Raw genomic sequence first — 24,974 nt, forward strand, 5'->3', positions numbered from 1 at the left:
CACGCACGAAGACACCCTGTGTGCAACGGGAAGTGCCATTCATTCTAGGGAAAATAAACTGATGAAAAAACGAATACAAAACTGATAAACCGAAACAATGGAATCAGAATGTAATCAAACAGGCCGGAGATGCGCTTTTCATGCGGATCCACTCACTGGATGCGGGCTGGCGCGCACATGAAGGCGCGCGGTCTTGCGGAAAAAACGGCCGTTTTATGACGGATCGCCTTGCATGCCGATTACGTGACCTGATTCGCGCGCGAAAATCAACCAGAACGGATATCAGCGAATATTCCCTGAATATTTTTGAATTATTTTCGATTTTCATCGGCCCGGATTTCCCGGGTAAGGTGAACCGGTGAAAACGACCTGCTTCGATCGCGCGCGATCCGCGCCGTGAACGGCCCCTGACCGGAGGATCTGTATTGCCGCGTTCGCTGTCTGCCAGTCTTGTGACAAAGCGTCTGTGCGCGCTGCTGTTCTGGGTGTCGCTGGCATCGTGCCCGCTGCATGCCGAAAACGTGCTGAACGTGAAGACGTCGTGGATCGGCAACACGTTCGGTTTCGGCAACGGCACGTGGATGCAGATCGACATCGCCGCGATCGCGGTTTCGCCCGATGGCAAGGTGTACACCAACGCGATCTGGGACGAGAGCGGCGCCGAGGCGAGCATCTATCAGAACGGCAAGGTGCTCGGTGTCGCGGGCGACACGCACGGCTGGGGCAACCTGGGCGGCACGGCCGTCGCGATCAATCACAAGTACGAGTTTCTGGCTGTCTCGGTCGGCAATGAGCGCGGCCATCTGGTTTCGCCCGGCGTGTGGCCGGAGAAGGGCAAGCAGTGGTACGGCGTGTCGCGCCGCGAGATCGCCGACCCGAAACGCAGCGCACCGTTTCACAGCGGCGCCAACGTATCGCTCGCGCTCGATCCGCGCGCACGGCTCGCGGCCAGCTTTCTGATGGTGAACGAAGTGCCGTCCGACCAGAAGGCGGAGATCGACGGGCTCGCCGCGACCGACACCACGCTCTACGTGTCGAACACCGCGCGTGACCGCATCGAGGTCTACGACGCCGAATCGATGTTGCGGAAAACGACGTGGAGCGTGCCGGAACCGGGCCGGATTGCCGTCGCGCCGGACGGGACGCTCTGGGTATTGAGCGGCCCGCCTGGCGACCGTACGCGGCGCGTGCTGCATTACACGGCCGATGGGCAGCGTCTGAACGACACGTTGCCGCTGCCGGACGATACGGTGGTCGCGGACGTCGCGGTCGACGGCCAGGGTCGCGTACTGATAGCCGACAACGGTCCGCGTCAGCAGGTGCTGTTTTTCAGCCGCACGAATGGCCGCTATACGGCGAGCGGCACGCTTGGCGAACGTGGCGGCATTTTTTCCGGCGTCTCCGGCAGACCGGGGCCGCAGCGCTTCAATGGCCTGACGGGCGTAGGCGTCGATGCGCGCGGCAACGTGTACGTGTCGTGCAATGGTGTCGGCCCGATACGCAAGGTGATCGCGGCGAATCTGGGTGCGACGCTCGAGAGCTACGCGCCGGATGGGCGCCAGCTATGGCAGTTGCAGGGGCTGCTGTTCGTCGATGGCGCGTGGATGGATCCGTCGCGGCCCGACAGCGTCTACACCGGCAACAAACGGTTCGAACTCGATCTGTCGAAGCCGGCCGGTCAGGACTGGAAATACGTGGGCTTTCTGTCGAACCGCTTCAGGTATCCGGAAGACCCGGTGTTTACCGTGGCCGAGTGGCCGGGTCTGCCGATCGCGCGCAGGCTGAAGGGGCATACGTTCCTGTTTCTCACGGACATGTACGCGGATCACCTCAAGATCTATCGCTTCGACGCGGCGCACGATGGCGAGACGGCGATTCCTTCGGGATTCATCGCCGGCAGGCCGAAGGCCGTTGAACACGTGCCGAATGCGCCGCCGGGCGGCGACTGGATCTGGCGCGATACGAACGGTAATGGCCGTTTCGATGCGAACGAGTTCTCGCCGGACAACACCGGCGCGAAACTGCCGGGCGGGTGGGGCTGGTGGGTCGATTCAGCCGGCGACATCTGGCGCGCGCGCGACACGAAGGGCATTTTCCGCCTGCATTTCGGCGGGCTGGACGCGAAGGGCAACCCGATCTACGCGTGGTCGAACATGACGACGTACCCGGTGCCCGCGCCGTTCACGGAATTACGCCGCGCCGTGTATGACGCGGCCACCGACACAATGTACGCGTCGGGCTATACGGCGGATCTCGGCGTGGACCGCGCGTTCTGGAAGGACGCGGGCCGCATGCTGGTGCGTTACGACAGGTGGTCGTCGGGCAAGCCGGTGCAACGCTACGCCATCACGCTGCCATGGGAAACGAAGGCGAAGCCGGTTTCGACGATCATGGGCTTCACGGTTGAAGGCCAGTACATCTTCGCTGTCGAACCCGTCGGGACCGTTCACGTGTACGACAGGGACTCCGGTCGCGAAGTGGGTATTTTCCGGCCTGGTCCGGAAGTGGGCCGCGCATCGGGCTGGGTCGACGTGCCGAACGGCATCAGCGCATTCAGGCGCGGCGATGGCGAATACCTGATCTTCGTCGAGGAAGACGCGCGCGGCAAGGTGTTGATGTATCGCTGGAAGCCCGCCTGACACAAAAGTGTTTTAAGGCCTTGATCAGGGCATTTTCGTCGCCTTCGAGCGGATTATTTTCCGGGCGTTCAACAAGGTCAGCGGTCATTTTTTACGTGCTCTACTCGAAACATCTCCCGGCGCGCGAGCGGCGGACGCAATACTGACTCAAAGGCATTTGATGGAAAAAGGCATCCTCAAGAACGTAGCGATCAATTTTTGCGGACTGGTGCTGCCGACTTTCGTTTCGCTCGTGACAGTGCCTGCCTACATCAGGGCGCTGGGCGTGGAACGCTACGGCGTGATCAGTCTCGTGTGGACGCTGATCGGCTACTTCGGGGTTCTCGATCTCGGCATGAGCATGGCCGCGCAGAATCACATCTCGAAGGCGCGCGCCTCGAACGACGATGCAGAATGCGCGCGGGTGTTCTGGAGCGCGTTCTGGCTCAATCTCGGCACCGGCATCATCGGCGGCCTCGTGATCTACTTCGGCGCGTTCATCTACACCGCGTATTTCACGCGCGTGTCGCCGGCGTTGCAGCACGAGGTGTATATGGCGCTGCCGTGGCTCGCCGTCGCGATTCCGATTGCGAACGTCTCGTGGGTATTTGCCGGCTCGATCAACGGGGCGGAACGCTTTGGCATCTACAACACGAACCAGACAATCGGCACCTTCCTGTTCCAGCTGCTGCCGCTTGCCGCTGCGTGGTTCATCGCACCGAACCTGCAAAGCGTGCTGGCCGCGGCGGTGGTCGCGCGGCTTCTGGCCGCGGTGCTGCTAGGGTACTCGACGCTCAAGGTGCTCGGCATCCGCCGCATCCAGCCGCCGCAACTCAAGGTCGCCAGGGGCCTCTTCAACTTCGGTGGCTGGATGCTCGTGACGAGCATGACGAACATGGTCTCCGATTCGCTCGACCGCATGATGCTCGGGACAGCAATGGGCGCGCGCTTCGTCACGTACTACACGGTGCCGCAAAACCTGGTCTACCGGCTCAACATCGTTTCGACGGCGGTGGTGCGTACGCTGTTTCCCCGCCTGTCCGCCGTACGCCGCGATCACGCGGACGTGCTCGCGCAACAGGCACTCGAATTTCTCAACGCGGTATTCACCCCCGTTGCGATCGTCGCGATCTTCGGGCTTGAACCGTTTCTGCACCTGTGGGTGGGCGCTGAACTTGCACGCGAAGCGGCACCTGTAGGCCGCATTCTCGTGTTGAGTGTATGGCTCATCGGGCAGGCGAACGTCACGCGCGTATTGATCCAGTCGCAGGTCAACCCTGCCGCGGCAGCCAGGGTCGCGCTCGTCGAACTGCCGCTCTTCGCAGGCGGCCTGTGGTTCGGCATCGCGCATTTCGGCCTGACCGGTGCGGCGGTGATCGTGGCCGCGCGCTCGCTCTTCGATTACGCGGTGCTGTTGTGGCTCTCGGCGATCCGCGCCCGCCCCATCTGGCTCGACATGTTGCCGCATCTCGTCTTTCTGCTGGGCAGCCTGTATATCGCTGGTTTCCTGTCGAGCTTCGTGACAGCGCTCGCCGCGGGCGCGCTCATCGTGCTCGCGAATACCGGCTGGTCTCTCACGATGACGCCAGCAGTGCGCGGGCTTGCCCGCTCGCTGCTGCTGCGACTGAACCCGAGGAAAAGCGCATGAACCAAGACGTTCTCGACGAACCCGTCCTGCGCGCGAACCCTGACGTACCTGCCGCGCCCGGCGCGCTGCTGCCTGCGCCGCGCCTGGAACTGCAACTGCCGGCGCGCCGCCCGCCGCGCCCGGGCAAGCCGGTTCGCGTCGCGATCGTGCATGACTGGCTCGTCACCTACGCGGGCGCCGAGCGCGTGCTCGAACAGATCATCGCGTGCTTTCCGGATGCGGACCTGTTCAGCCTCGTCGACTTTCTCGACGACCGCTCGTTCATCCGCGACAAGCCGGTGACCACGTCGTTTATCCAGAATCTGCCGCTCGCGCGCACGAAGTACCGCGCGATGCTGCCGTTGATGCCGCTTGCGATCGAGCAGCTCGACGTGTCCGCCTACGACGTCGTGATTTCCAGCAGCCACGCTGTCGCGAAGGGTGTGCTGACGGGCCCGGATCAGGTTCATATCAGCTACGTGCATTCGCCGATCCGCTATGCGTGGGATCTGCAGCATCAATACCTGAAGCAGTCGAACCTGATCAGCGGTCCGCGTTCCGCCCTCGCACGGCTGATTCTTCACTACATACGCAACTGGGATGTCCGCACGTCGAATTCGGTGGACGAATTCGTCGCCAATTCGGCGTTTATCGCGCGGCGTATCAGGAAGGTCTATCAGCGCGATGCGCAAGTCATCTTTCCGCCTGTCGACGTCGACGCGTTTCTCGTCAGCGAGCACAAGGAAGATTTTTATCTGACCGCTTCGCGGATGGTGCCGTACAAGAAGATCGACCTGATCGTCGAGGCATTCGCAAAGATGCCCGCGCGACGTCTCGTCGTGATCGGCGACGGTCCCGACATGCAGAAGATCCGCGCGAAGGCAACGCCGAACATCGAGATCATGGGTTACCAGCCGTTCGCCGTGCTGCACGACCAGATGCGTCGCGCGAAGGCGTTCGTGTTTGCCGCCGAGGAGGACTTCGGCATCTCGGTGGTCGAGGCGCAGGCCTGCGGCACGCCGGTCATCGCCTACGGCAAGGGCGGTGCGCTCGAAACGGTGCGCGACCTGTATGACGCGAGGCCCACGGGCATGTTCTTCGACGAACAGACCACCGCGTCGATCATCGCGGCCGTCGAGCAGTTCGACGACAACATCGGACGTTTTTCGCCTGCGGATTGCCGCGCGAACGCGGAGCAGTTTTCGGCGACCCTGTTCCGTGAGCGTTTCTTCGAGCACGTCAGGGAGAAAGTCCCGGCGCTGCGCCATGCGACGCTGCCGCCGTGCAATTGCGCGCCGCCTTCGGACAGTGCGCTCAAGGCCGGCAGCATCGGCGTGCTCGCGATCGATCAGAGCGGCGTGCTGGGCGGCGCCGAGCTGTCGCTGCTCGAAGTCGTCAAGACGCTGCGCGCGCGCATCCAGGTCGCGCTTTTCGACGATGGTCCGTTTCGCACCGCACTCGACGAAGCCGGCGTCGCGGTAGACGTGCTCGACGCCGGTGCGCTGCGCCACGTGCGCAAGCAGGGCGGCAAGCTGCCGAAGGCTTCGGCGCTGATGGGTCTTGCCTCGCTCGTGCGTGCCGTGACGGCATGCGCGCGTGACGCCGACGTGATCTACGCGAACACGCAGCGCGCGATGGTGATTGGCGCGATGGCCGGCAAACTTGCGCGCAGGCCAGTGGTCTGGCATCTGCGCGATATCGTCAGCGCGCAGCACTTTGGCCGCAAGCAGCTGGCGATCATCAAGTGGTGCGCGAAGTTCGGGCTTGCGCATGTGATCGCGAATTCGGAGGCTTCAGCGCGGGCGTTTTCCGGGCTGACCGGCTTCGACAGGAAACGGATCGACGTTGTGTTCAACGGCATTTCCGCGGCGCCGTTCGACGCGTTGCGCGGTGTGCCGCAACGTACCTTGCGCACGCGGCTGGGATTGCCGCAGGACGCGTTTCTGGTCGGCTCGTTCAGCCGCCTCGCACACTGGAAGGGCCAGCACGTCCTGCTCGAAGCGATGGTGCACGATCCGCGCATGCATGCGGTGTTCGTCGGCGCGGCGCTCTTCGGCGAAGACGATGAATACGAAGCCGGCCTGCATGCGTTCGTCGAAGCGAACGGTCTTGCCGAACGTGTGCATTTTCTCGGATTCCAGCACGATGTCGCGGCCTGCATGTGCGCGGTGGATGTCGTCGCGCATACGTCGATCACGCCGGAGCCGTTTGGACGCGTGATCGTCGAAGGCATGCTCGCGCTGCGTCCGGTGGTTGCCGCGCGCGCGGGCGGCGTGCTTGAAATCGTCGAAGATGGCGTGGACGGATTGCTGTGCGAACCGGGCGATGCAGGCGCGCTTGCCAGAACGCTCGCGAACCTTCAGACGGACGTTGCGCTGCGCGAACGGATCGTCGCGAACGGTCATCGCACGGCAGTGCAGCGCTTTGGTACGGCGAACTATGTCGCGGGCGTCGAGCGCATTCTGAAGAACGTGGCAGGACAGGCGGCCAAGGGCAGGAAGCTGAAGAAAGCAGCCGTCGCGTAGAGCGCGGCGTTACTGTTGCTGTGAAACCGGCCGCATCAGCGGCCGGGTACGGAACAGGGAAACAACAGGAAAGCGGCGTCTGCTCAGGTCCGGGCATGCGCCGTTTTTACCTTGGGCTTGAGACTTGCCGACCACTTCATCGCGGGCAGTTCGACGAGACGGTAAAACACCCACGCGAACGGAATGGCGAGCAGCAGGAACGCGAACGAAGGCCAGATCGCGACCTGTAGCGACGAATGAAGCACCAGCGCCGACAGCAACACGAACAGCGGCAGGTGGACGACATAGAGCGAAAAACTGAAATCGCCGAGGCGCGACAGCAGCGGAAAACGCGGGGCGTTCGACTCGGGACGATCGAGCGCCTTCAGCAGATAGCACGCGAAACCGGCGGCCCACAGCTGGAACGCTGCGTATTGCCCGAAGTGAAACCCAACGATGCCGGCGAGGGTGAACGCCGCCGCGCCGGCATAAAGCCACCGCGAACGTGAGCCTGCACGGGTGCCCGCATGTGCTTTCGCTTCGGCGATCCAGGCACCGAGCGTCCACGAGAGCCAGTACGAGGTGAAAAACTGCATGTCGTGGCGCTCCAGCACGAACGCCGACACGACGTTGAGCGCCGCGACGATCGCGACGACCCACGACATGCCGAGCCGTCGGCGCAACGCGAACAGCAGCGGATAGACGGCGTAGAACTGGACTTCGAGCGAGAGCGTCCAGAGCGCGCCGTTCGAGCCATAGGTTCGGCCCGCGACACCCTGCAGGGAGAAGAGATTCACGAGGAACACCGGCAGGCCGATGTCTTTGAGCTTGTGACTCACAGGGGGCAACTGGTAGCTGATCGAATCGAGTGCGAACGTGAGCAGGAGCGCCGCCAGCAGCACTGGATAGATGCGCGCGAAACGGCGTGCCCAGAAGTTCACCGCATCGAGCTTGTATGACGGGTTCGCAGCCAGTCGTAGCGCCCCGCCGCGATGAATGCAGTAGCCGCTGATGACAAAGAAAATCGGCACCCCTGCCGAGCCCCATGCAACCGGAAGCGTCAGGTACGCGACGATCGTGTTGAGATCGAGCACCTTGCCGGCGGTGCGGTGAAACGCTTCCATGCCGACCCACGTGACCTGACGGCAGTGGAAGTAGGCCACGAGCAGGGCGGCGAAGCCCCGCATCGCGTCGATAACGTGCTCCTTGCCGACGTTTTCGGCGCGTGTGTGAGTGCGTGAAGCGGAGGTGAATGGCAGCGATGTGCCGGAGGCATGCAATGCCGGGTCGCTCATACGGAATCCCTGGTTCATGCGTTCGCAAACGCTGGCGCCGATGCGGCGATGGCGGACCGTCATGGACGCACGCGGCCGCCTGAGTATCGTAATGCGAGACGGTAATGAATAAATGAATAAAAAATCTTCTTTCAAAAGTAATTAAAGGGCATGCCGATGACAATCTGAAAGGAAAATAACGGCATCCGGGATGGCGAATTATTTATCCGTTTTTTCATGCTAGTTTGAAGGCTGGATTGCTGGAATCAGGGAGTAGCGCCATGAACATGCATCTGCTGGCAGGTATCGCCGTATTGCTGGTCCTCGTCGCGATTTCCGCGTACCGCGAGGCATTGAGGAACGAGCCAATCAGCCGGTTCAGGATGAACCAGGGCAACAAGTTGCCGCCAATGGACGAGAACGAGTAATTCAGAAAACGGGCCACGCGCGATTTATCCGCCAGGCACCGTGTGTCGCCTCGAAATCCGGAAAATCCTTCCGCCTCCTGTTTAACTGACGTGTAACTGTTTCCGTCTGAATTTCATAATATGACAACTCCATCTGATTGATTATGCATATCGAGATTTAATAGTTATTTCGATTATCCGGATGATTTATTTTCCGCTAGTCTTTTCAGGGAACGCGGAGTCGCCGGAGTCGGGCGGGACGCATCGTCATCTACAGATGTGAGAACACAATCATGCTGAAAGTCACTAAAGCCGTGTTTCCCGTGGCGGGGCTCGGCACGCGCTTTCTGCCCGCCACCAAGGCGAGCCCGAAGGAAATGCTGCCGGTAGTCGACAAGCCCTTGATCCAGTACGCGGTAGAAGAAGCGATCGAGGCCGGTATCACGGAAATGATCTTCGTCACGGGCCGCAGCAAGCGCGCCATTGAAGATCACTTCGACAAGTCATATGAAATCGAAGCCGAGCTCGAAGCACGCGGCAAGGAAGAACTGCTCGATCTCGTGCGCGGCATCAAGCCCGCGAACGTCGACTGTTTCTACGTTCGCCAGGCGACGGCACTCGGTCTCGGTCACGCCGTGCTGTGCGCGGAAAAGCTGGTGGGCGACAGCCCGTTCGCCGTGATGCTCGCGGACGATCTGCTGCACAGCAGCGAGCCCGTCATGAAACAGCTGGTCAACGTCTTCAACCACTATCACAGCTCGGTGGTGGGCGTTGAAACCATTGCGCGCGAGGAGAGCCGCTCGTATGGCGTGGTCGACGGCCGCGAGTGGGAAGAGGATGTCATCAAGCTGTCGGGGATCGTGGAGAAGCCATCGCCTGAAAAGGCGCCGTCGAACCTGGGTGTCGTGGGCCGTTACGTGCTGATGCCGACGATCTTCGATCACATCCGCGCGCTGCAACCGGGCGCGGGCGGCGAGTTGCAGCTGACCGATGCGTTGCAGTCGCTGCTGACGGAAGAGCAGGTGCTCGCGTACCGCTATTTCGGCACGCGTTTCGATTGCGGCAGCAAGCTCGGCTATCTGAAGGCGACCGTCGAATTCGCGCTACGCCATCCCGAAGTGAAAGCGGATTTCGAAGAGTATCTGCAGAACTATCTGCCGCTCGCGCTTACCGCGCAGGCCGCCTGAATCGATCGCGCCGTCAGGCGTTCCAGCCTGCGTCGCGATGTGAGCGGGCGAGCAGGTCGCGGACTTCGTCGTCGGCGGTTTCGCTGAAGTCCGCGTAAAACTGGCCCACGCTGAAGAAGACGTGTGGCTTCATCGCGCAGACCAGTGCATCGACGCTATCCCCGAGCCGGTGTGCCGCATCCGCGGGCGCCACCGGCAACGCCGCGACGATGGCCGCCGGCGCGTTCGCGCGCAGCGCCTGTGCGGCGACCTTGAGCGTCGCGCCCGTGGCCATGCCGTCATCCACTACGATCACCGTCCGCCCGCTAACCGGCAGAGCGGGCCGCGCGCCGCGGTAGAGCGCTTCGCGCCGCGCCAGTTCGGCGCGCTCCTGCATCAGCACGCGCGCGAATTCCGCCTCCGTCACGCCTGTTTCGTCCTGTAACTGACGGTCGACGTACAGCGCGCCGCCGGACGCAATCGCGCCCATGGCGAGTTCCGGCTGCACCGGTACGCCCAGTTTGCGGACCATCAGCACGTCGAGCGGCACGCCCAGTGCTTTTGCCACTTCGAACGCGACGGGCACGCCGCCGCGCGGCAAACCCAGCACCAGGACGTCGCCCCGGCCGGCATAGACGTTCAACTGGTGCGCGAGCACGCGGCCGGCCTCCGCGCGATCGGCAAAACGATGCTCCATGATCGCCCTCCTCACGATTGACGCACCAGGCCTGCCGCGCCACATGACGCCGCGGCAGGCCCCGCCAGACTTCGAAACGCAGGCCTGGACATTACCGGGTGCCTGCTGAATATTGGCCATGCCAGCAGTGGGCCGGCTTCGTGTATTGTCGATCCTGTGGACGATCCCACGCTTCTTTTCGCAATTTTTAGCGTAAACCCCAGTACGCTCTGGCTCTGGAACTGCCGATGTCGGGTTAGGGAGCGCAACTATGATTCGTCAAGAGACCGCAGGGTTCGCCATTGACGCAGAGCCGGAGAGCGCACGCTACCGGTCGAGTCTGGCTGAGGAAGTGCTCGCGTCCGAACAGAGTGTATTGCGGCTTATCACGCGTAATACGCCCCTGCCCGAGCTGCTTGTCGAGGTATGCCGGCGCGCCGAGGCGCTGCTGGGTGTCGGCGCGTCGTGCACGATCCTGCTGCTCGAGGAAGACGGCTGCCGCGTGCGGGTGGGGGCCGCGCCATCCTTGCCCGCGCATTACAGCGCGGCGCTCGATGGACTTGAGATCGGACCCAGTCGCGGCTCTTGCGGTACGGCGATGTTCGAGCGGCGCATGGTGGTCGTCGAAGACATCGAGACCGATCCGCTCTGGGCGGACTTCAAGCATCTCGCGCTGCCGGTCGGGCTGCGCGCATGCTGGTCGATTCCATTGCAGGACGAAGCGGGCGCCGTGCTCGGCGCGTTCGCCGTGTATTACCGCGCACCGCGCCGGCCGGGCAGCGAAGAAGAAGCGATCATGCGCGACATCGGCCGCAGCGTCGGGCTCGCGGTCCATCAGGACACCATCGCGCGACGCCTCGCGCAAAGCGAGGAACATCACCGGCTGGTGATCGATCACCTGAACGAAGGCATCGTCGTGCAGTCGCCGGAAGGCATCGTGCTGGCGTGCAATCCGAGCGCCCGGCGCATGCTGCACGCGAAGACGAGTCTCGTGGGCGACAGTATCTATAGCGTGCTCAGGCACGCCGTGCGGGAAGACGGCTCGCTCATTGCCCCGCACGAACAGCCAACCCGCCGTGTGCTCGCAAGCGGCAAGCCGCTGCCTGGAATCACCATGGGCCTCGTGCTGGCTGACGGCGAGATGGTGTGGATCACCGAAAACGTCGTGCCGATCATCAAGCCGGGTGAAACCGAAGCGAGTTCGGTCCTCATCTCGTTCAACGATATCGGCCCCGTGCGCGAGGCCCAGCAGCAGCTTCGGCAGCTTGCAACACGCGATTCGCTGACGGGCCTCTACAACCGCGCGTACCTTGGCGACCGGATGCGCGAACTGTTCGAGCCCACCGACGGCAGCACGCCCCCCGAACGGATCGCCGTGCTGTTCGTCGATCTCGACGGTTTCAAGAAGGTCAACGACACCGCCGGACACGACGCGGGCGATGTGCTCCTGCGCAGCGTCGCCGAACGGCTCGCGCGCTGCGTGGGCGAAGCGGACACGCTCGCGCGGGTGGGCGGCGACGAGTTCGTGATCGTCGTGAGCGGCTATCGCGACGTCGAGGATATCGCTTCGCTCGCGCGTCAGGTGCTCGATACGATCGCCGTGCCGTTCGAGGTCGCCGACAACGAGTATTACCTCGGCGTCTCGATTGGCATCAGCGTGTCGCCCGACGACGGGCAGGACGCGACGATGCTGATGCGTCACGCCGATTCCGCGATGTATCACGCGAAACAGCGCGGCCGGAACAACTTCCAGTTCTTTACCGCCGAGTTGAACCAGCGTCTGCAACGGCGCTTCACGATTGAACAGTCGTTGCGGCGCGCGCTGGCCGCGGGCGAGCTGAGCCTCGTCTACCAGCCGGTGATCGACAGCGGCTGCGGCCGCACGATCGGCGCGGAGGCGCTGCTGCGCTGGCACCACGAAACGCTGGGGCAGGTGTCGCCGGCGGAGTTCATCCCGGTTGCCGAAGATACCCGCCTCATCGTCGCGATCGGCCACTGGGTGCTCGAACGCGCCTGCGAGCAGGCCGCCGAATGGCGTCGCACAATTGCCCCCGATCTCGTGATCGCGGTGAACCTGTCGCCGCGCCAGTTCAATGACGGGCTGGTCGAGCGCATCGCCGCCTGCCTCTCGCGCACGCGGCTCGATCCCGCCGCGCTGGAACTTGAAATTACCGAAGGCGTTCTGATGCACGACAGCGAAGCCGTGCTGCCGATGCTGGTGGCGCTGACCGGCATGGGCGTGCGGATTTCCGTCGACGACTTCGGCACCGGCTATTCGTCGCTGTCGTATCTGAAGCGGTTTCCGCTGCACAACCTGAAGGTGGACCGCTCGTTCGTGGCCGGCTTGCCGGATCATCGCGATTCCGTGGCGATCACGCAGGCCGTCGTGGCGATGGCGCATTCGCTGGGAATGAACGTGACCGCCGAAGGCGTCGAAACAGCGGAGCAGGCGGCCTTTCTGCGCGCCATCGGTTGCGACAAGCAGCAGGGTTATCTCTTCAGCCGGCCCGTCGAGGCGTGCGCTTATGCCCGGCATCTGCTCGCCCCGTACGATGCGCCGGGTGTGCAGGTGGCGCGCTGAACCGGGGATGCCGGGCCGGGCGCGGGCCTTGCTATTGACCGTGGTATCGGGCGAAGGATGTGGCTTCGCGCGCGTCCTTCGCCGCTCTGGAACCCGTAATATAATCAATGGCTAACCCCAGGCCAGTCCGCGATGTGCGGACACCGGCCGAAGCGCATCAGGCATGGCAAGCAGGAAAAAGGGGCGAGGGCCGCCCGCGCCCATGCTGCGTCTGCATTCACTTCGCACAAGGCTCGCTAGCCCGTTATTCCATGACAAATCCTTCCGGCTCCCAAGGCGATGAGCCGCTGGTCACCGTTCCGGTTTCAGGCGACAACGGTCCCGACAATGCCGGCAGCTACCGGATCAAGCCCCCTGCGGGTGCGTCGGTGCCGGCATCGTCCACGCGCTGGGTCATGCCGGGCGAAACGGTCGACATCGAAGACCTGCCGATCGGGCGCGGCTTCTTCTACGTCGGCGATTTTCGCCGGGGCCGCCCGGGTCCGGTCGATGCGTGTGTTATCGATACCGGCGCCCAGGTCGCGCAGGAGGCGGCCGATCCCGCCGCGGACATCGGCATCGTTCCGCCTGGCTACGCGACCCTGTCGGGGGAAGAGCGGCGCACGTACATCGAATGGCTCGCGTCGCCCCGCCGGAAACCGGATATCCATACCCGCTACCTGTTCCTGCATCTGTTCGGCTTCGAGCGGCGCGTGCTCATCGACGGCGCCGCGGGCAAGGTCAGCGAAGCCGAATACGGCGAGATGACGCGTGAATTGCAGCGGATGCTCAACCTCGATGCCGACTATTCATGGCAGCGGCACGTGCGCAATCTGCTCGATTTCATCGACCTGATGGCCGCGCGAACCGGCAAGGTCTACGACCAGAAGCCGCCGAACGGCTCGGCGACCGGTTATCAGGTGCCGCTGAACGTGCGGGTGGCGTTCGGCCAGGCGGCGCTCGACCGCCATCCGGTGCCGGCCGGCTGGGCGCTCGCATGGGTCAAGCTCGATCCGATGATGATCCGTCGCGCGGCCGTGGCGCGCTGTCCGGACGAATTCGACCGGGTATTCATGCGCAGGTATCGCGAGCGTTTTCACGAGGGCATGCTGGTGCCTGTGAACCGTACGCGGCTCAACGTGTTGCCGCAGCCCGCGTTCAAGGCGCTTCAGAACGTGCCGCTGCCGGGATTTCTGCTCGGGCTGCCGGACGTCGCCGCGGTCACCGGGCCGCGCAACCGGCTGCAACTGCTGATGAACGAATCCGCCGACGCGCTCGGTGCGTTCAGTCGTTATCTGGCCCGCAATCCCGATGCATATGGCTCGCTCGAAGCCACGCTGATGTTGCCGCCGGAGGTGTGGCCCGATGCGACGCACGATGCCATTAGCGCGCTCGCCAGCGAGGTGGCGGACACGACGACGGTGATCACGTTCGGCGCGCTCTTCGCGCGCTTCAAGGCGATGGGCACGCTCACGCGCGACAGGATGGCGTCGTTCAACGCCGCGCTGTCGCAGGCGGGTATCGCGGTCGAACCGGACGTGCGGCTTGGCGCACGCACACCGAAACCCGACGATGCCGTCGCGCTGTTCGCCGCGCCCGCAACCGCCGCGCTCGCGCATACCGACGATGCGTATGTCGTCGCGACCTTGATGGTCGATCTCGCTGCTGCGGTGGCGACCGCGGACGGCACTGCATCGGCGGCGGAAATCGCGCTGATCGAGCGGGAAATCGACGCATGGTCGCATCTCGAACCGCTGCAGCAGACACGCCTGAAGGCGAGAAATCTCGTGCAGCTTGCACAGGCGGCATCCAGCGCGGGTTTGAAGAAGAAGCTCGAACCGCTGCCCGCCGGGGTCAAAAAGGCGATTGCGTGTTTCCTCGTACAAACCGCGAACGCGGACGGCACGGTCTCGCGCGAGGAAGTGAAACTGCTGGAAAAGATCTACCGCATGCTTGATCTCGACCCGCAGCGCCTCTATATCGATCTGCATCAGGGCGCGAGTGCCGTGTCGGGTCCGGGTGGCGCTCGCGCTCCCGGCGCGCGCCGTGCGTCAGTCGCGGTGAAGCCAGGGGAGCGAGCATCGAAAGATGCCGCGCCGGAAGCACGTTCAGCAGGCGCGGGATTGGTGCTCGATACGGCGCGGATCGCGGCACTTCAGCAGGAAACCGCGCGCGTGTCGGCGATTCTCGCGGACGTGTTCGTCGAGGAGCAGCCGGCGGTGCCGCTCGAGGAGGCGTCGAATGCGCGGGAATCCGTCGCGCCGGAAGATCTGGAAGAGCCGGAAGAGGTCGTGCCAGCGCCAGACGCGTTGCTCGGCCTCGACGATGCGCATTCGACGTTCCTGCGACTTCTGGTGTCACGTCCGTCGTGGACGCGTGCCGAACTCGCCGATGCCGCGGCGGACCTCGAGCTGATGCTCGACGGCGCGATCGAACAGGTCAACGAGGCGTCGCTCGATCACTGGGACGAGCCGCTCACGGACGGGGACGACCCCGTGGAAATCAATCAGGATCTGGCACAAAGGCTGGCAGCATGACAACGATTCCAACGATTCGCCCGAGAGACCGCGATGCGGTCCTGCAGTCGCTGCGTGCCGGCGTCGTGCCGCGCGCCGGACAGCATCTGATTCAGGTGGGCCGCGCGCGTGAACTCGAAGCGCTGTTGCAGGACGTGGAACGGGTCGCCGACGGCGGCTCGAGCTTTCGCATCGTTGTCGGCGAATACGGCGCGGGCAAGACGTTTTTTCTGAACCTGGTTCGCGCGATCGCGCTGGAGAAAAAGCTCGTCACCGTCCATGCCGATCTGAATCCGGACCGGCGCCTGCATGCGTCCGGCGGACAGGCGCGCTCGCTCTACGCGGAACTCGTCAAGAACATGGCGACCCGCACGAAGCCCGAAGGCGGGGCGCTGGCAGGCGTCGTCGAGAAATTTATCGGGCAGGCGAAGACCGAAGCAAAAGCGACCGGCCGCACGAGCGAAGCCGTGATTCGCGCGCAACTCGCGCAACTGACGGAGATGGTTAACGGCTACGATTTCGCAGACGTGATCGCGGCGTACTGCCGGGGTTTCGAGGAGGGCAACGAGCAGTTGAAAAGCGATGCGGTGCGCTGGCTGCGCGGCGAATTCTCGACGCGCACCGATGCACGCAATGCGCTCGGCGTGCGCACCATCGTCGACGATGCCAGCATGTACGACCAGCTCAAGCTGCTCGGCCGCTTCGTGCGGATGGCCGGTTATAGCGGGCTGATGGTATGCCTCGACGAACTGGTCAACCTCTACAAGCTCGCGAACGTGCAGGCGCGAAACGCCAACTACGAACAGATTCTGCGCATTCTCAACGACTCGTTGCAGGGTTCCGCGGCGGGGCTCGGTTTCGTATTGGGCGGCACGCCTGAATTCCTGCTCGATACACGGCGTGGTCTCTACAGCTATCCGGCGCTGCAGTCGCGGCTTGCGGAAAATACGTTCGCGACGAACGGGCTCGTCGACTATAGCGGCCCGGTGATCCGTCTCGCGAGCCTCACGCCCGAGGATTTTTACGTGCTGCTCGACAAGATCCGCATCGTCCATGCATCTGGCGACGCGGGCAGGGCACGGCTGCCTGTCGAGGCGATCCAGGCTTTCATGGCGCATGCCGCCGCGCGCCTTGGCGAAGCGTATTTCCGCACGCCGCGCACCACGATCACCGCGTTCATCAATCTGCTTGCCGTACTGGAACAGAATCCCGCTGCGGACTGGCGTCAGCTGATCGGCGGCCTCGAAGTCGAGCGCGACATCGGCGGCGCAGCGGACATCGCAACGGACAGCGACGATGAGCTCACCAGTTTCCGGCTCGACTGATTCACGCAGTTTCGACCTGCTCGACGAACGGATCCGCCGCTGGATCTGGCGCGAAGGCTGGGCGGAACTGCGCGACGCGCAGGAGCGGGCGGTGCCCGCGCTGATCGATGCGGACCGCGACGTCATCATCGCGGCCGCGACGGCCGCCGGCAAGACCGAGGCGGCGTTCCTGCCGATCCTGTCGAACCTGCTGCGCGATGCGCGTTGCGTTGGCTCGGTGCTGTACATAAGTCCGCTGAAGGCGTTGATCAACGATCAGTGGTCGCGTCTGGAGCGGTTGTGCGAGTCGCTCGACGTTCCCGTGACGGGCTGGCATGGCGACGTGTCCGCGGGGCGCAAGCAGCGCTTCCTGAAACATTCCGCGGGCGTGCTGCTGATCACGCCGGAATCGCTCGAAGCGTTGTTCGTCAATCGGGGCGCTTCGCTCGCGACGATTTTCAGCACGCTGCGGTATGTGGTCGTCGATGAACTGCATGCGTTCATCGGCGCCGAGCGCGGCATGCAGTTGCAGTCGCTGATGGCGCGCGTCGATCACGTGTGCGGCCGGGCCGTGCCGCGCGTGGGGCTCTCGGCGACGCTCGGCGACATGCGGCTCGCCGCGCGCTTTCTGCGCGCGCGGGCGGAAAAGCCCGTCGAGATCATCGAGTCCGGCAGCGCGGGGCAGGAACTGAAAGTGCTGATCAAGGGCTTCGTCGAAACCGGCGCGCGGCTCGACTTCGATCTCGCGCCCGGCGAGCGTCCCGCGCTCGAAGACGATGTGCCCGGCAGCACGCTTGAAGTCGCGAACCAGATCTATCGCGCGCTGCGCGGCTCGAACAACCTGATCTTTCCGAACAGCCGCCGGCTGGTGGAAAACTACGCGAGTCTGCTGCGTCGCGCGTGCGAGCGCGACGGCTATCCGAATGAATTCTGGCCGCATCACGGCAGTCTTTCGAAGGAACTGCGCGAGGAAACCGAGCGGGCGCTCAAGGCCGGCGACCGGCCCGCGAGCGCGGTGTGCACGACGACGCTCGAACTGGGCATCGACATCGGTGCCGTGAAAAGTGTCGCGCAGATCGGACCGCCGCCATCGGTGGCGAGCTTGCGCCAGCGTCTCGGACGCTCGGGACGCCGCAAGGGCGAAGCGGCGATTCTGCGCTGCTACTGCATCGAGGCGGAGCTGCGCGACAACTCCGATCTGTCGGACCGGCTGCGCGAAGGTCTTGTGCAATCGATCGCGATGGTGCGGCTGCTTTTGAAGCGCTGGTTCGAACCGCCGCGCGCGGGCGGCCTGCATCCGTCAACACTGGTGCAGCAGATCCTGTCGATCATCGCGGAGCGCGGCGGCGCCACGGCGTTCGACCTGTGGCAGACGCTCGTCGTGAACGGGCCGTTCGATACGATCGACAAGCCCACGTTCGCGGCGATCCTGCGCAGTCTCGGCAGCAGGGATCTGATCGTGCAGGAGCAGGGCGGCTTGCTGCTGCATGGCGTCGCGGGCGAGCGGCTCGTGAATCACTACGCGTTCTACGCATCGTTTTCCAGCGACGACGAATTCAGCGTGGTGGCCGGCAACCGGCAGCTGGGTTCGCTGCCGGTTTCGCATCCGTTGACGCCTGGGCAGAGCATCATCTTTGCCGGACAGCGCTGGCGGGTACAGGACGTCGACGCGGAAAAGAAGACCGTCTTCGTGCATCCGGACCGCGGCGGTGCGCCGCCCGTTTTCGACGGCGCCGGCGCCCGGGTTCACGACGAAGTGCGGCGCGAAATGTACCGCGTGCTCGCGGAAACGGAGCCGGTCGCATTTCTGGACGCCAGAGCGCAGATGCTGCTCGACGAGGCGCGGCGTTATTTCGTTGCGTCGAATCTCGCGACGCAATCGATTTTCGTCGCGGGCAGCAGCGTGATGCTGGCGACGTGGTCCGGCGACTGGCTGAACGATGCGCTCGTCGTGCTGCTTCGCGCGCAGGGTCTCGATGCGTGGAACCAGGGGCCGGCGGTCAGTGTCCGCGCTTCGGGAACCGGCGCGGTGCGCGACGTATTGCAGCGGATCGCGGCGATGACGGTGTCCGAAACGACCGCCGCGTTGCAGACGATCCAGAACGTCGATAACGAAAAGTGGGACTGGACGCTGCCTGACGACGTGAAACGGGCCGCATATGCGTCGCTGCGACTCGATCTGGCGGGCGCCGTGGCCGAGGCGCGGCGGCTCGCGGTTGCGGAGTCGGCTTAGGTTACGGGCGTCTCTTTCATGCTTTCCCGCGCCACGGTACCAGACGCCGCTCGAGCGCGCGCATGCCGAGGTCGAAGGTCCATGCGATCAGGCCGATCAGCACGATGCCCATCACGACGACATCGGTGCGCAGGAAGCTCGAGGCGTTGAGCACCATCTGACCGAGCCCGGCTGTCGCTGCGACCATTTCGGCGGCGACCAGCGTCGTCCAGCCGAAGCCGACGGCGATCCGCAAGCCTGTCAGGATTTCCGGCAACGCTGCTGGCAGTACCACGTGCCGGACGACCTGAGCGAAGCTGCCGCCGAGTGAATACGCGGCGTTGACCTGCTCGGCCGTCGCGCTGCGAACGCCGGCACGCGCGGCCATCGCGATGGGTGCGAAGCAGGCGAGATAGATCACGATCAGCTTCGCGGTTTCATCGATGCCGAACCAGATGACGACCAGCGGTAAATAGGCGAGCGGCGGCAACGGCCGATAGAACTCGAGCGGCGGATCGAGCAGGCCCCTCGCAATCCGGCTCACGCCCATCAGGATGCCGATCGGAACCGCCGTCAGGCTCGCGAGCGCAAATGCACCGAACACGCGGATGGCGCTCCACATCAGGTGCTGGGAAAGCGGCAGGCCGCCCTGGATGCGCCCGTTCCACGCGTCGACGAATGCGGACCACACTGCCAGCGGCGAGGGCAGAAAGAGCGGCGGAACCCAGCGAAACGACGTCGCGGCCCACCATGACAGCGCGATGACGACGACGGATGCGACGCTCAGCGCGGCCGTTGGACCTTCTCCCGGCAGACCGCGCCGGGGCTTGCGACGTCCGGCCGTGCGCGTGACGGCGGGAGACGACGGCAACGAATCGATCGAACTCATGACAGTGCCGTTTCGCTTACTGCGTGCGGTTGGCCGTGCAGATGCCGCACGAGGCGCTCGCGCCACTGGATGAACTCAGGCGACGATTTCACCGCGCGGGCATCGCGCGACGCGAGAAACTGGCGCGCGAAGGGCAATGAATGACTCTGCGCGATCCGGCCGGGGCCGGGCGTCATCAGCACCAGTCGCGTGGCGAGAAACAACGCTTCTTCAACGCTATGCGTGATGAAGAAAATGGTCTTGCGGGTGCGGCCCCAGACATCGAGCACGAGTTCCTGCATCGATTCGCGGGTGAGTGCATCGAGTGCGCCCATTGGCTCGTCCATCAGCAGCACGAGCGGATCGCTGGCAAGCGCGCGGGCGATGCCCACACGCTGCTGCATGCCGCCGGAAAGGGCGTACACGCGCGCATCGGCGTGATTGTCGAGGCCGACGAGCGCCAGCATTTCACGTGCGATCTCGCGCCGGCGGGTGCGGCCGACACCCTGGAAGCGCAGCCCGAGCGCGACGTTGTCGAGCACGTCGAGCCATGGCATCAGCGCGTATTTCTGGAACACGACACCGCGTTCCGCGCCGGGGCCCGTGATCGGTTCGCCGTTCAGCCGGGCGACACCCGTCGTCGGATCGATGAAGCCTGCCAGACAGTTCAGCAGTGTTGTCTTGCCGCATCCCGAAGCACCCAGCGCGACGACGAACTCGCCGCTCTCGATCCGCAGATCGACGCCTTCGAGTGCGGCCGTCGAGGCGCCCTCGTAGGTCACGCCAAGGCCGCGGATCTCAAGTGTGCTCATTTCGACGCTTGCTGCACGAAGCGGGGGTCGACACCCGCCGAGTAGTCGGGCAGCACGTTCTGGATCGTGCCCTGCGACTTGAGGAATGCCGCCGTCGCCGCCAGCGACTTCGCGGCGCCGCTCTGCGCGCCACCGCCAAGCCACGTCGGCGAAGTCTGTTCAGCGAGCGTGGGGAACGCGTAGAGCGCGAGGCTCGCGGGTACGTCGGCGGCATTCGAGCCCGATTCCTTCGCCACGCCTTCGACTTCCTTCGACCCTGCCACCCACGCTGATTTGTGATCGCGGTACTGGGCGTCCGTGTCCGCCAGCACCTTCACGAGACCGACGAGAAACGCGCTGTTGTCCTGCGCGAACTTGCGGTTCACCACGAAACCGTCGAAGGTCGCCTTGCCCGATTCCCGCGCCACTTCTCCCGACGTGATCAGCACCTTGCCGTTCTTCTTCACCTTGGCGAGAACCGGGTCCCAGATGTAGGTTGCGTCGATGTCGCCGCGCTCCCACGCCGCCGCCACTTCGGGTGGGCGCAGGTTGAGGATCTTCACGGTCGACGGATCCACGCCGGCATCCTGCAGGGCGACGAGGGCGTGGAAGTGAGAAGTCGAGACGAACGGCAAGCCAATCTTCTTGCCCTTGAGGTCGGTCAGTTTCGTCACGCCCGAGCCGTTTCTTGCCACCAATGCTTCCGCGTCGTTGATGTTGTCGAGAATCCAGAAGAGCGACACGTCCACGCCTTGCGACAGTCCCGCCGCGATCGGACTGGAGCCCGCCTCGCCGAGCTGGATCGAGCCCGACGCCAGTGCGCGGATCACGTCGGCACCGCCCGCGAGCTTACGGTAGGTCACCTTGTAGCCGGTCGCTTTTTCGACTGCGCCGCTGACCTGCGCATATCGCCATGGAACGACCATGTCCTGATAGCCGATCACGACTTCGCGCGATTCGGCGTGCGTAATGCCGGCCGCCATGGCGAAGAGAGCGATGCCGGCAGCGGTCATTCGCAGCGAGGAGAGCAGTGGTTTCATCGTGGACCCCGGTCCTTGATCGATAGGGTTAATGGTTAGGTGTCCAACTATAAGCAATCCATCGACCAGATAGTTCGAACCATTCCTGCATTGCAAATGACGCTGGCTGCGAACGCTGCCGCTGGCGCGCCCGGCAAGAGGGAATCACAAGGCAAGAGAAGAGCAGAAGATCCCCTTATTCCAGTTCGCCCTAAGCAAGCGAGAATTTCGTGGTTCGCGGGCGTCGTGTCCGTTGCTACATTCGGGGTCGCGAGGCACCGCACGAGTGCCCGTTCTACCGAACCCTGGAAGACCACCCAATGAAAGTGAAATCTCTATTGCCAGCCGCCATGGGGTTGCTGTTTATCGTGTCGGGCGTGGCCCACGCGGACCGTCTGGACGACATCAAAAAGGCCGGCGTATTGCGCGTCGCGACGTTCGACAGCAATGCGCCGTTCGGTTTCGTCAATCCGAAGACCAACCAGATTGTCGGTCTCGACGTGGACTATGCGAAGGCGGTTGCCAGCAAACTGGGTGTGAAGCTCGAAATCCAGCCGACCAACCCGGCCAACCGCATCGCCTTCCTGACGTCGAAGAAGGTGGATCTCGTGTTCGCCAACTTCACGATCACGGATGAGCGCAAGAAGGAAGTCGATTTCAGTACGCCTTACTTCGCTTCCGGTACGCAGTTCATCGCAAGGAAGGGCGTACTGAAGACGCCCGATCAGCTGAACAGCTTGCGGATCGGCGCGGACAAGGGAACGACCAACGAACAGCAGGTCCGCGCCCAGTTCCCGCAAGCCACGATCGTCGCGTATGACGACACGCCGTTCGCGTTCGCCGCGCTGCGCACGGGTAACGTGCAGGCGATCACGCAGGACGGCCCAAAGCTCGTGGCGCTCCTCGCCAACGTGCCGGATCGCAACAAATACGAAATTCCGCCGTTCACCATTTCGAACGACTATGAAGGTGTGGGCGTGCCGAAGGGCGAGCCGCGTCTGCTCGGTTTCGTGAACGATACGCTCAAGGGCCTTGAGGCGGACGGCACGGCGGCGAACATCTACAACCAGTGGTTTGGCCCAAAGAGCCGTGCGCCGCTGCCACGGCTCTTCAAGATCGGCGATCCTCAAAAGAGTTGAGCATACGGTCGTTTCACTGACGTTGCGCGTCGTCCGGTTGAGTCGTCTTGTGACGGCCAGCCGGATCTGTTTTTTTGTTTGAAGACTACCGAACTGCATGATTCCGATGAACGGATGGCTCGCGCCGAAGTACGTGAACTGGCTCTGGCACGGCTTTGGGATGACGCTAGGGCTTTCGGCGCTGGTCGCGATCACGGCGACAGTCTGCGGCTTCGTGCTGGCGCTTGCCCGCAGTTCGCGATCTGCGCCGCTGCGTCGTGGCGCCACACTGTATGTGCTGGTCTTTCGCAATTCGCCGCTGATCGTGCAGCTCCTGTTCTGGTATTTCGGCGTGGCGACGTTACTGCCTGAAGCCACGATGAACTGGTTGAATACGCCGCACGCGGTGGACCTCGGCGTTGTGTCGTTGGGATGGCCGTCGTTCGAATTTGTCGCGGGATGGTTCGGGCTGACCTGCTATACCACCGCTTTCATCGGGGAGGAGTTTCGCGCGGGGCTCTCGGGCGTTCCCGCCGGTCAGCATCAGGCGGCGGCAGCGCTGGGCCTCACACCCGTGGGCGCTTTCGTTCATGTGATCCTGCCGCAGGCGGTGCGCATCGCGACGCCGCCGCTCTTCGGGCAGTACATGAACGTCGTGAAGAATTCGTCGCTGACGATGGCGATCGGCCTCGCCGAACTGTCGTATGCATCGCGTCAGGTCGATACCGAAACATTCAAGACCTTCCAGGCCTTTGGCGCCGCGACCGTGCTTTACATCCTCACCATTGCGGTGCTGGAGGTGGGGCTCGTGCTGTCGCAACACGCCAGTGCGCGCACCGGCAGGCGGTAGGCCATGGACCTTTCGCCGCTGCTCTCGAACATTCCGTACCTGCTCATCGGCAACTTTCCGCACGGGCCGCTCGGCGGCGCCGCGCTGACGGTGGTGATGGCCGTCGTTTCCGCATCGCTGTCGGCGCTGCTGGGACTCGCGGGCGGCGTGGCGCTCGCGCTCACGCAAAGGACTGCCCACGTCGTGCTGCTGACGGTGACCGGATTCTTCCGGGCCATTCCAGTCCTGATGCTCATCTTCTGGACGTTCTTCCTGATGCCGATCCTGCTGCACGTCGACGTGCCAGGCCTTGCCACGGTGGTTTGCGCGCTTGCGCTGATCGGGGGCGCCTATCTGTCGCATTCGGTGCACGCGGGTATCGTGGCGAGCGGTGATGGACAGTTGCAGGCGGCGCTCTCGCTCGGGCTCACGCGTGCCCAGGCATTGCGCCACGTGTTGTTGCCGCAGGCGATCCGTATCATGGCGCCCTCGTTCATCAACCAGTGGGTATCGCTCGTGAAGGATACGTCGCTTGCCTATATCGTCGGCGTGCCGGAATTCGCATTCCTCGCCAATCAGGTGAACAGCCGTCTGATGGTGTATCCCGTGCAGATATTCCTGTTCGTCGGCTTCGTCTATCTGCTTCTGTGTACGTCGCTCGACGCGCTGGCAACGTGGGCGATCACTGGACGCACACGTCGTCGCACTAGCGACGCAGGTACGCCGGGGCGCACCGAAGACGCGACGGCGCTGGCCGCCGCGCGACCGGTGCGGCGTGTCTAGCCGGGGTTGGCGTTCGCCTGATCGGGTTGCTGAAGATCCTGCGACTCGTCAGGCGATTCGATCGCGCGTCTGGGCGCCCATACGGCATTCGATATTCAAACGTCGCCTATCGACGCGCGGCCGCGTCGAAGCATCGAATTGCGCTCATTGCTCTTCTTCTGAGCGCGCGCGAGTTTGACGTACGGCCGGCCAGACTGGCTCAAATACGCGTACGCCGGCTTCGACCAGATCGCCTTATTCACCCGTCTGCGCGTTGTAGCCGAAGTTGCCCGCCCCTTTGCCGCCTTCCCGGCGACGACGTTCGCTTCTTCGCCTGCATTCTCGACGACGAGACCTGTCGGTTCAGGTCCGGTTGATCGGAGCGCGGGATATATCCCTTTGCAGCGACGCATTGGCGCAGATCCGCGACCCATGCCGCAATGCTAGGCATAGAATCCGCCAGGCGGGAACGTTTGACGTGTGCCGGCGCGGTCATCGACGTTTCCGGCCGTCACGCACCGCCATGTGAATTGCGATCGAGCAGAACTCGCTAAAGTCCATGCCCTGCTTTAACGCCGCATCACGGGCGCGCTTGCTATCGTCAGGATGAAGTTCGATTTCAACTTTCTCTTTCCGAGTTGGTAGCTCGGAAAGAAACCGCTGGTATGCGGTATCAACTACGTTGTGTTCAGATTTCATTAGCCCCCCAGGCTTATAAATCTC

Annotated in this window: 19 protein-coding genes; 13 read left to right on the plus strand and 6 right to left on the minus strand. The window is 63.7% G+C overall.

The features are described from left to right. Positions 1 to 140: 140 nt before the first annotated feature. The 4 genes from LPA37_RS12670 to LPA37_RS12685 all read left to right on the plus strand — a co-directional run bounded on the left by LPA37_RS12670 (position 141) and on the right by LPA37_RS12685 (position 6,770). Positions 141 to 362, plus strand: coding sequence for a hypothetical protein (locus tag LPA37_RS12670; protein WP_228974230.1), 222 nt, complete (start codon positions 141 to 143; stop codon positions 360 to 362). 90 nt (positions 363 to 452) lie between these two features. Continuing rightward, entirely contained in the window at positions 453 to 2,639 is a 2,187-nt protein-coding gene (locus tag LPA37_RS12675) for a hypothetical protein (protein WP_456093794.1), read from the plus strand. Positions 2,640 to 2,799: 160 nt separating this feature from the next. After that, positions 2,800 to 4,266 (plus strand): flippase, encoded by a 1,467-nt coding sequence (locus tag LPA37_RS12680; protein WP_229012726.1) that lies wholly within the window; start codon positions 2,800 to 2,802, stop codon positions 4,264 to 4,266. Next, positions 4,263 to 6,770 carry a glycosyltransferase family 4 protein gene (locus LPA37_RS12685; protein WP_229012727.1) on the plus strand — a complete coding sequence of 836 codons (2,508 nt, stop codon included), beginning with the start codon at positions 4,263 to 4,265 and terminating at the stop codon, positions 6,768 to 6,770. Before LPA37_RS12680 ends, LPA37_RS12685 begins: the two co-directional genes overlap by 4 nt. A gap of 83 nt (positions 6,771 to 6,853) precedes the next feature. Here LPA37_RS12685 and LPA37_RS12690 read toward each other — a convergent pair whose 3' ends face one another. Further along, positions 6,854 to 8,044 carry an acyltransferase family protein gene (locus LPA37_RS12690; RefSeq protein WP_228974704.1) on the minus strand — a complete coding sequence of 397 codons (1,191 nt, stop codon included), beginning with the start codon at positions 8,042 to 8,044 and terminating at the stop codon, positions 6,854 to 6,856. A gap of 260 nt (positions 8,045 to 8,304) precedes the next feature. On the opposite strand from LPA37_RS12690, the gene LPA37_RS12695 reads away from it, so the two are divergent. Continuing rightward, entirely contained in the window at positions 8,305 to 8,451 is a 147-nt protein-coding gene (locus LPA37_RS12695) for a hypothetical protein (RefSeq protein ID WP_228974224.1), read from the plus strand. 272 nt (positions 8,452 to 8,723) lie between these two features. Further along, positions 8,724 to 9,617 carry a UTP--glucose-1-phosphate uridylyltransferase GalU gene (gene galU, locus LPA37_RS12700; protein WP_228974221.1) on the plus strand — a complete coding sequence of 298 codons (894 nt, stop codon included), beginning with the start codon at positions 8,724 to 8,726 and terminating at the stop codon, positions 9,615 to 9,617. A gap of 13 nt (positions 9,618 to 9,630) precedes the next feature. On the opposite strand, the gene LPA37_RS12705 is transcribed toward galU, so the two are convergent. After that, a complete protein-coding gene (locus tag LPA37_RS12705; RefSeq protein ID WP_229012728.1) occupies positions 9,631 to 10,293 on the minus strand; it encodes a phosphoribosyltransferase in 663 nt (220 codons plus the stop codon). A gap of 250 nt (positions 10,294 to 10,543) precedes the next feature. On the opposite strand from LPA37_RS12705, the gene LPA37_RS12710 reads away from it, so the two are divergent. The 4 genes from LPA37_RS12710 to LPA37_RS12725 all read left to right on the plus strand — a co-directional run bounded on the left by LPA37_RS12710 (position 10,544) and on the right by LPA37_RS12725 (position 18,885). Beyond that, on the plus strand, positions 10,544 to 12,853 hold the full coding sequence (locus LPA37_RS12710) for a putative bifunctional diguanylate cyclase/phosphodiesterase (protein WP_229012729.1): 2,310 nt from the start codon (positions 10,544 to 10,546) through the stop codon (positions 12,851 to 12,853). A gap of 251 nt (positions 12,854 to 13,104) precedes the next feature. Further along, positions 13,105 to 15,369 (plus strand): tellurite resistance TerB family protein, encoded by a 2,265-nt coding sequence (locus LPA37_RS12715; protein ID WP_229012730.1) that lies wholly within the window; start codon positions 13,105 to 13,107, stop codon positions 15,367 to 15,369. Between the two features lie 5 nt (positions 15,370 to 15,374). After that, positions 15,375 to 16,673 carry an ATP-binding protein gene (locus tag LPA37_RS12720; RefSeq protein ID WP_229012763.1) on the plus strand — a complete coding sequence of 433 codons (1,299 nt, stop codon included), beginning with the start codon at positions 15,375 to 15,377 and terminating at the stop codon, positions 16,671 to 16,673. Then, on the plus strand, positions 16,645 to 18,885 hold the full coding sequence (locus LPA37_RS12725) for a DEAD/DEAH box helicase (protein WP_229012731.1): 2,241 nt from the start codon (positions 16,645 to 16,647) through the stop codon (positions 18,883 to 18,885). Before LPA37_RS12720 ends, LPA37_RS12725 begins: the two co-directional genes overlap by 29 nt. A 16-nt stretch (positions 18,886 to 18,901) precedes the next feature. Here LPA37_RS12725 and LPA37_RS12730 read toward each other — a convergent pair whose 3' ends face one another. The 3 genes from LPA37_RS12730 to tauA are packed head-to-tail and all read right to left on the minus strand — an operon-like array spanning position 18,902 to position 21,563. Next, complete coding sequence (locus tag LPA37_RS12730; protein WP_228974208.1) at positions 18,902 to 19,753, minus strand: ABC transporter permease subunit; 852 nt, start codon at positions 19,751 to 19,753, stop codon at positions 18,902 to 18,904. Then, positions 19,750 to 20,544, minus strand: coding sequence for a taurine ABC transporter ATP-binding protein (locus LPA37_RS12735; RefSeq protein WP_229012732.1), 795 nt, complete (start codon positions 20,542 to 20,544; stop codon positions 19,750 to 19,752). The genes LPA37_RS12730 and LPA37_RS12735 overlap by 4 nt, the downstream gene beginning before the upstream one ends. Continuing rightward, the gene (gene tauA / locus LPA37_RS12740) at positions 20,541 to 21,563 is read right to left on the minus strand and encodes a taurine ABC transporter substrate-binding protein (RefSeq protein ID WP_407672515.1); all 1,023 of its coding nucleotides are present in this window, start codon (positions 21,561 to 21,563) and stop codon (positions 20,541 to 20,543) included. Before tauA ends, LPA37_RS12735 begins: the two co-directional genes overlap by 4 nt. A gap of 299 nt (positions 21,564 to 21,862) precedes the next feature. Between tauA and LPA37_RS12745 the strand changes: the two genes are divergently transcribed. The 3 genes from LPA37_RS12745 to LPA37_RS12755 all read left to right on the plus strand — a co-directional run bounded on the left by LPA37_RS12745 (position 21,863) and on the right by LPA37_RS12755 (position 24,272). Then, entirely contained in the window at positions 21,863 to 22,681 is an 819-nt protein-coding gene (locus tag LPA37_RS12745) for an ABC transporter substrate-binding protein (protein WP_229012733.1), read from the plus strand. A gap of 106 nt (positions 22,682 to 22,787) precedes the next feature. Further along, a complete protein-coding gene (locus LPA37_RS12750; protein ID WP_229012765.1) occupies positions 22,788 to 23,510 on the plus strand; it encodes an amino acid ABC transporter permease in 723 nt (240 codons plus the stop codon). 3 nt (positions 23,511 to 23,513) lie between these two features. Continuing rightward, positions 23,514 to 24,272, plus strand: coding sequence for an amino acid ABC transporter permease (locus tag LPA37_RS12755; protein WP_229012734.1), 759 nt, complete (start codon positions 23,514 to 23,516; stop codon positions 24,270 to 24,272). A gap of 471 nt (positions 24,273 to 24,743) precedes the next feature. Here LPA37_RS12755 and LPA37_RS12765 read toward each other — a convergent pair whose 3' ends face one another. Then, positions 24,744 to 24,950: a hypothetical protein gene (locus LPA37_RS12765; protein ID WP_229012735.1), complete on the minus strand. Its 207-nt coding sequence runs from the start codon at positions 24,948 to 24,950 to the stop codon at positions 24,744 to 24,746. Positions 24,951 to 24,974: the final 24 nt, after the last annotated feature.

The sequence above is a fragment of the Paraburkholderia gardini genome, from assembly GCF_907164545.1.
Taxonomy (GTDB): domain Bacteria; phylum Pseudomonadota; class Gammaproteobacteria; order Burkholderiales; family Burkholderiaceae; genus Paraburkholderia; species Paraburkholderia gardini.

Bases quoted from the DNA above. Each gene is read 5' to 3' on its own strand.
- LPA37_RS12670 (WP_228974230.1), top strand. From the start codon at position 141: ATGCGGATCCACTCACTGGATGCGGGCTGGCGCGCACATGAAGGCGCG.
- LPA37_RS12680 (WP_229012726.1), top strand. From the start codon at position 2,800: ATGGAAAAAGGCATCCTCAAGAACGTAGCGATCAATTTTTGCGGACTG.
- LPA37_RS12685 (WP_229012727.1), top strand. From the start codon at position 4,263: ATGAACCAAGACGTTCTCGACGAACCCGTCCTGCGCGCGAACCCTGAC.
- LPA37_RS12690 (WP_228974704.1), bottom strand. From the start codon at position 8,044: ATGAGCGACCCGGCATTGCATGCCTCCGGCACATCGCTGCCATTCACC.
- LPA37_RS12695 (WP_228974224.1), top strand. From the start codon at position 8,305: ATGAACATGCATCTGCTGGCAGGTATCGCCGTATTGCTGGTCCTCGTC.
- galU (WP_228974221.1), top strand. From the start codon at position 8,724: ATGCTGAAAGTCACTAAAGCCGTGTTTCCCGTGGCGGGGCTCGGCACG.
- LPA37_RS12705 (WP_229012728.1), bottom strand. From the start codon at position 10,293: ATGGAGCATCGTTTTGCCGATCGCGCGGAGGCCGGCCGCGTGCTCGCG.
- LPA37_RS12710 (WP_229012729.1), top strand. From the start codon at position 10,544: ATGATTCGTCAAGAGACCGCAGGGTTCGCCATTGACGCAGAGCCGGAG.
- LPA37_RS12715 (WP_229012730.1), top strand. From the start codon at position 13,105: ATGACAAATCCTTCCGGCTCCCAAGGCGATGAGCCGCTGGTCACCGTT.
- LPA37_RS12725 (WP_229012731.1), top strand. From the start codon at position 16,645: ATGAGCTCACCAGTTTCCGGCTCGACTGATTCACGCAGTTTCGACCTG.
- LPA37_RS12730 (WP_228974208.1), bottom strand. From the start codon at position 19,753: ATGAGTTCGATCGATTCGTTGCCGTCGTCTCCCGCCGTCACGCGCACG.
- LPA37_RS12735 (WP_229012732.1), bottom strand. From the start codon at position 20,544: ATGAGCACACTTGAGATCCGCGGCCTTGGCGTGACCTACGAGGGCGCC.
- tauA (WP_407672515.1), bottom strand. From the start codon at position 21,563: ATGAAACCACTGCTCTCCTCGCTGCGAATGACCGCTGCCGGCATCGCT.
- LPA37_RS12745 (WP_229012733.1), top strand. From the start codon at position 21,863: ATGAAAGTGAAATCTCTATTGCCAGCCGCCATGGGGTTGCTGTTTATC.
- LPA37_RS12750 (WP_229012765.1), top strand. From the start codon at position 22,788: ATGAACGGATGGCTCGCGCCGAAGTACGTGAACTGGCTCTGGCACGGC.
- LPA37_RS12755 (WP_229012734.1), top strand. From the start codon at position 23,514: ATGGACCTTTCGCCGCTGCTCTCGAACATTCCGTACCTGCTCATCGGC.
- LPA37_RS12765 (WP_229012735.1), bottom strand. From the start codon at position 24,950: ATGAAATCTGAACACAACGTAGTTGATACCGCATACCAGCGGTTTCTT.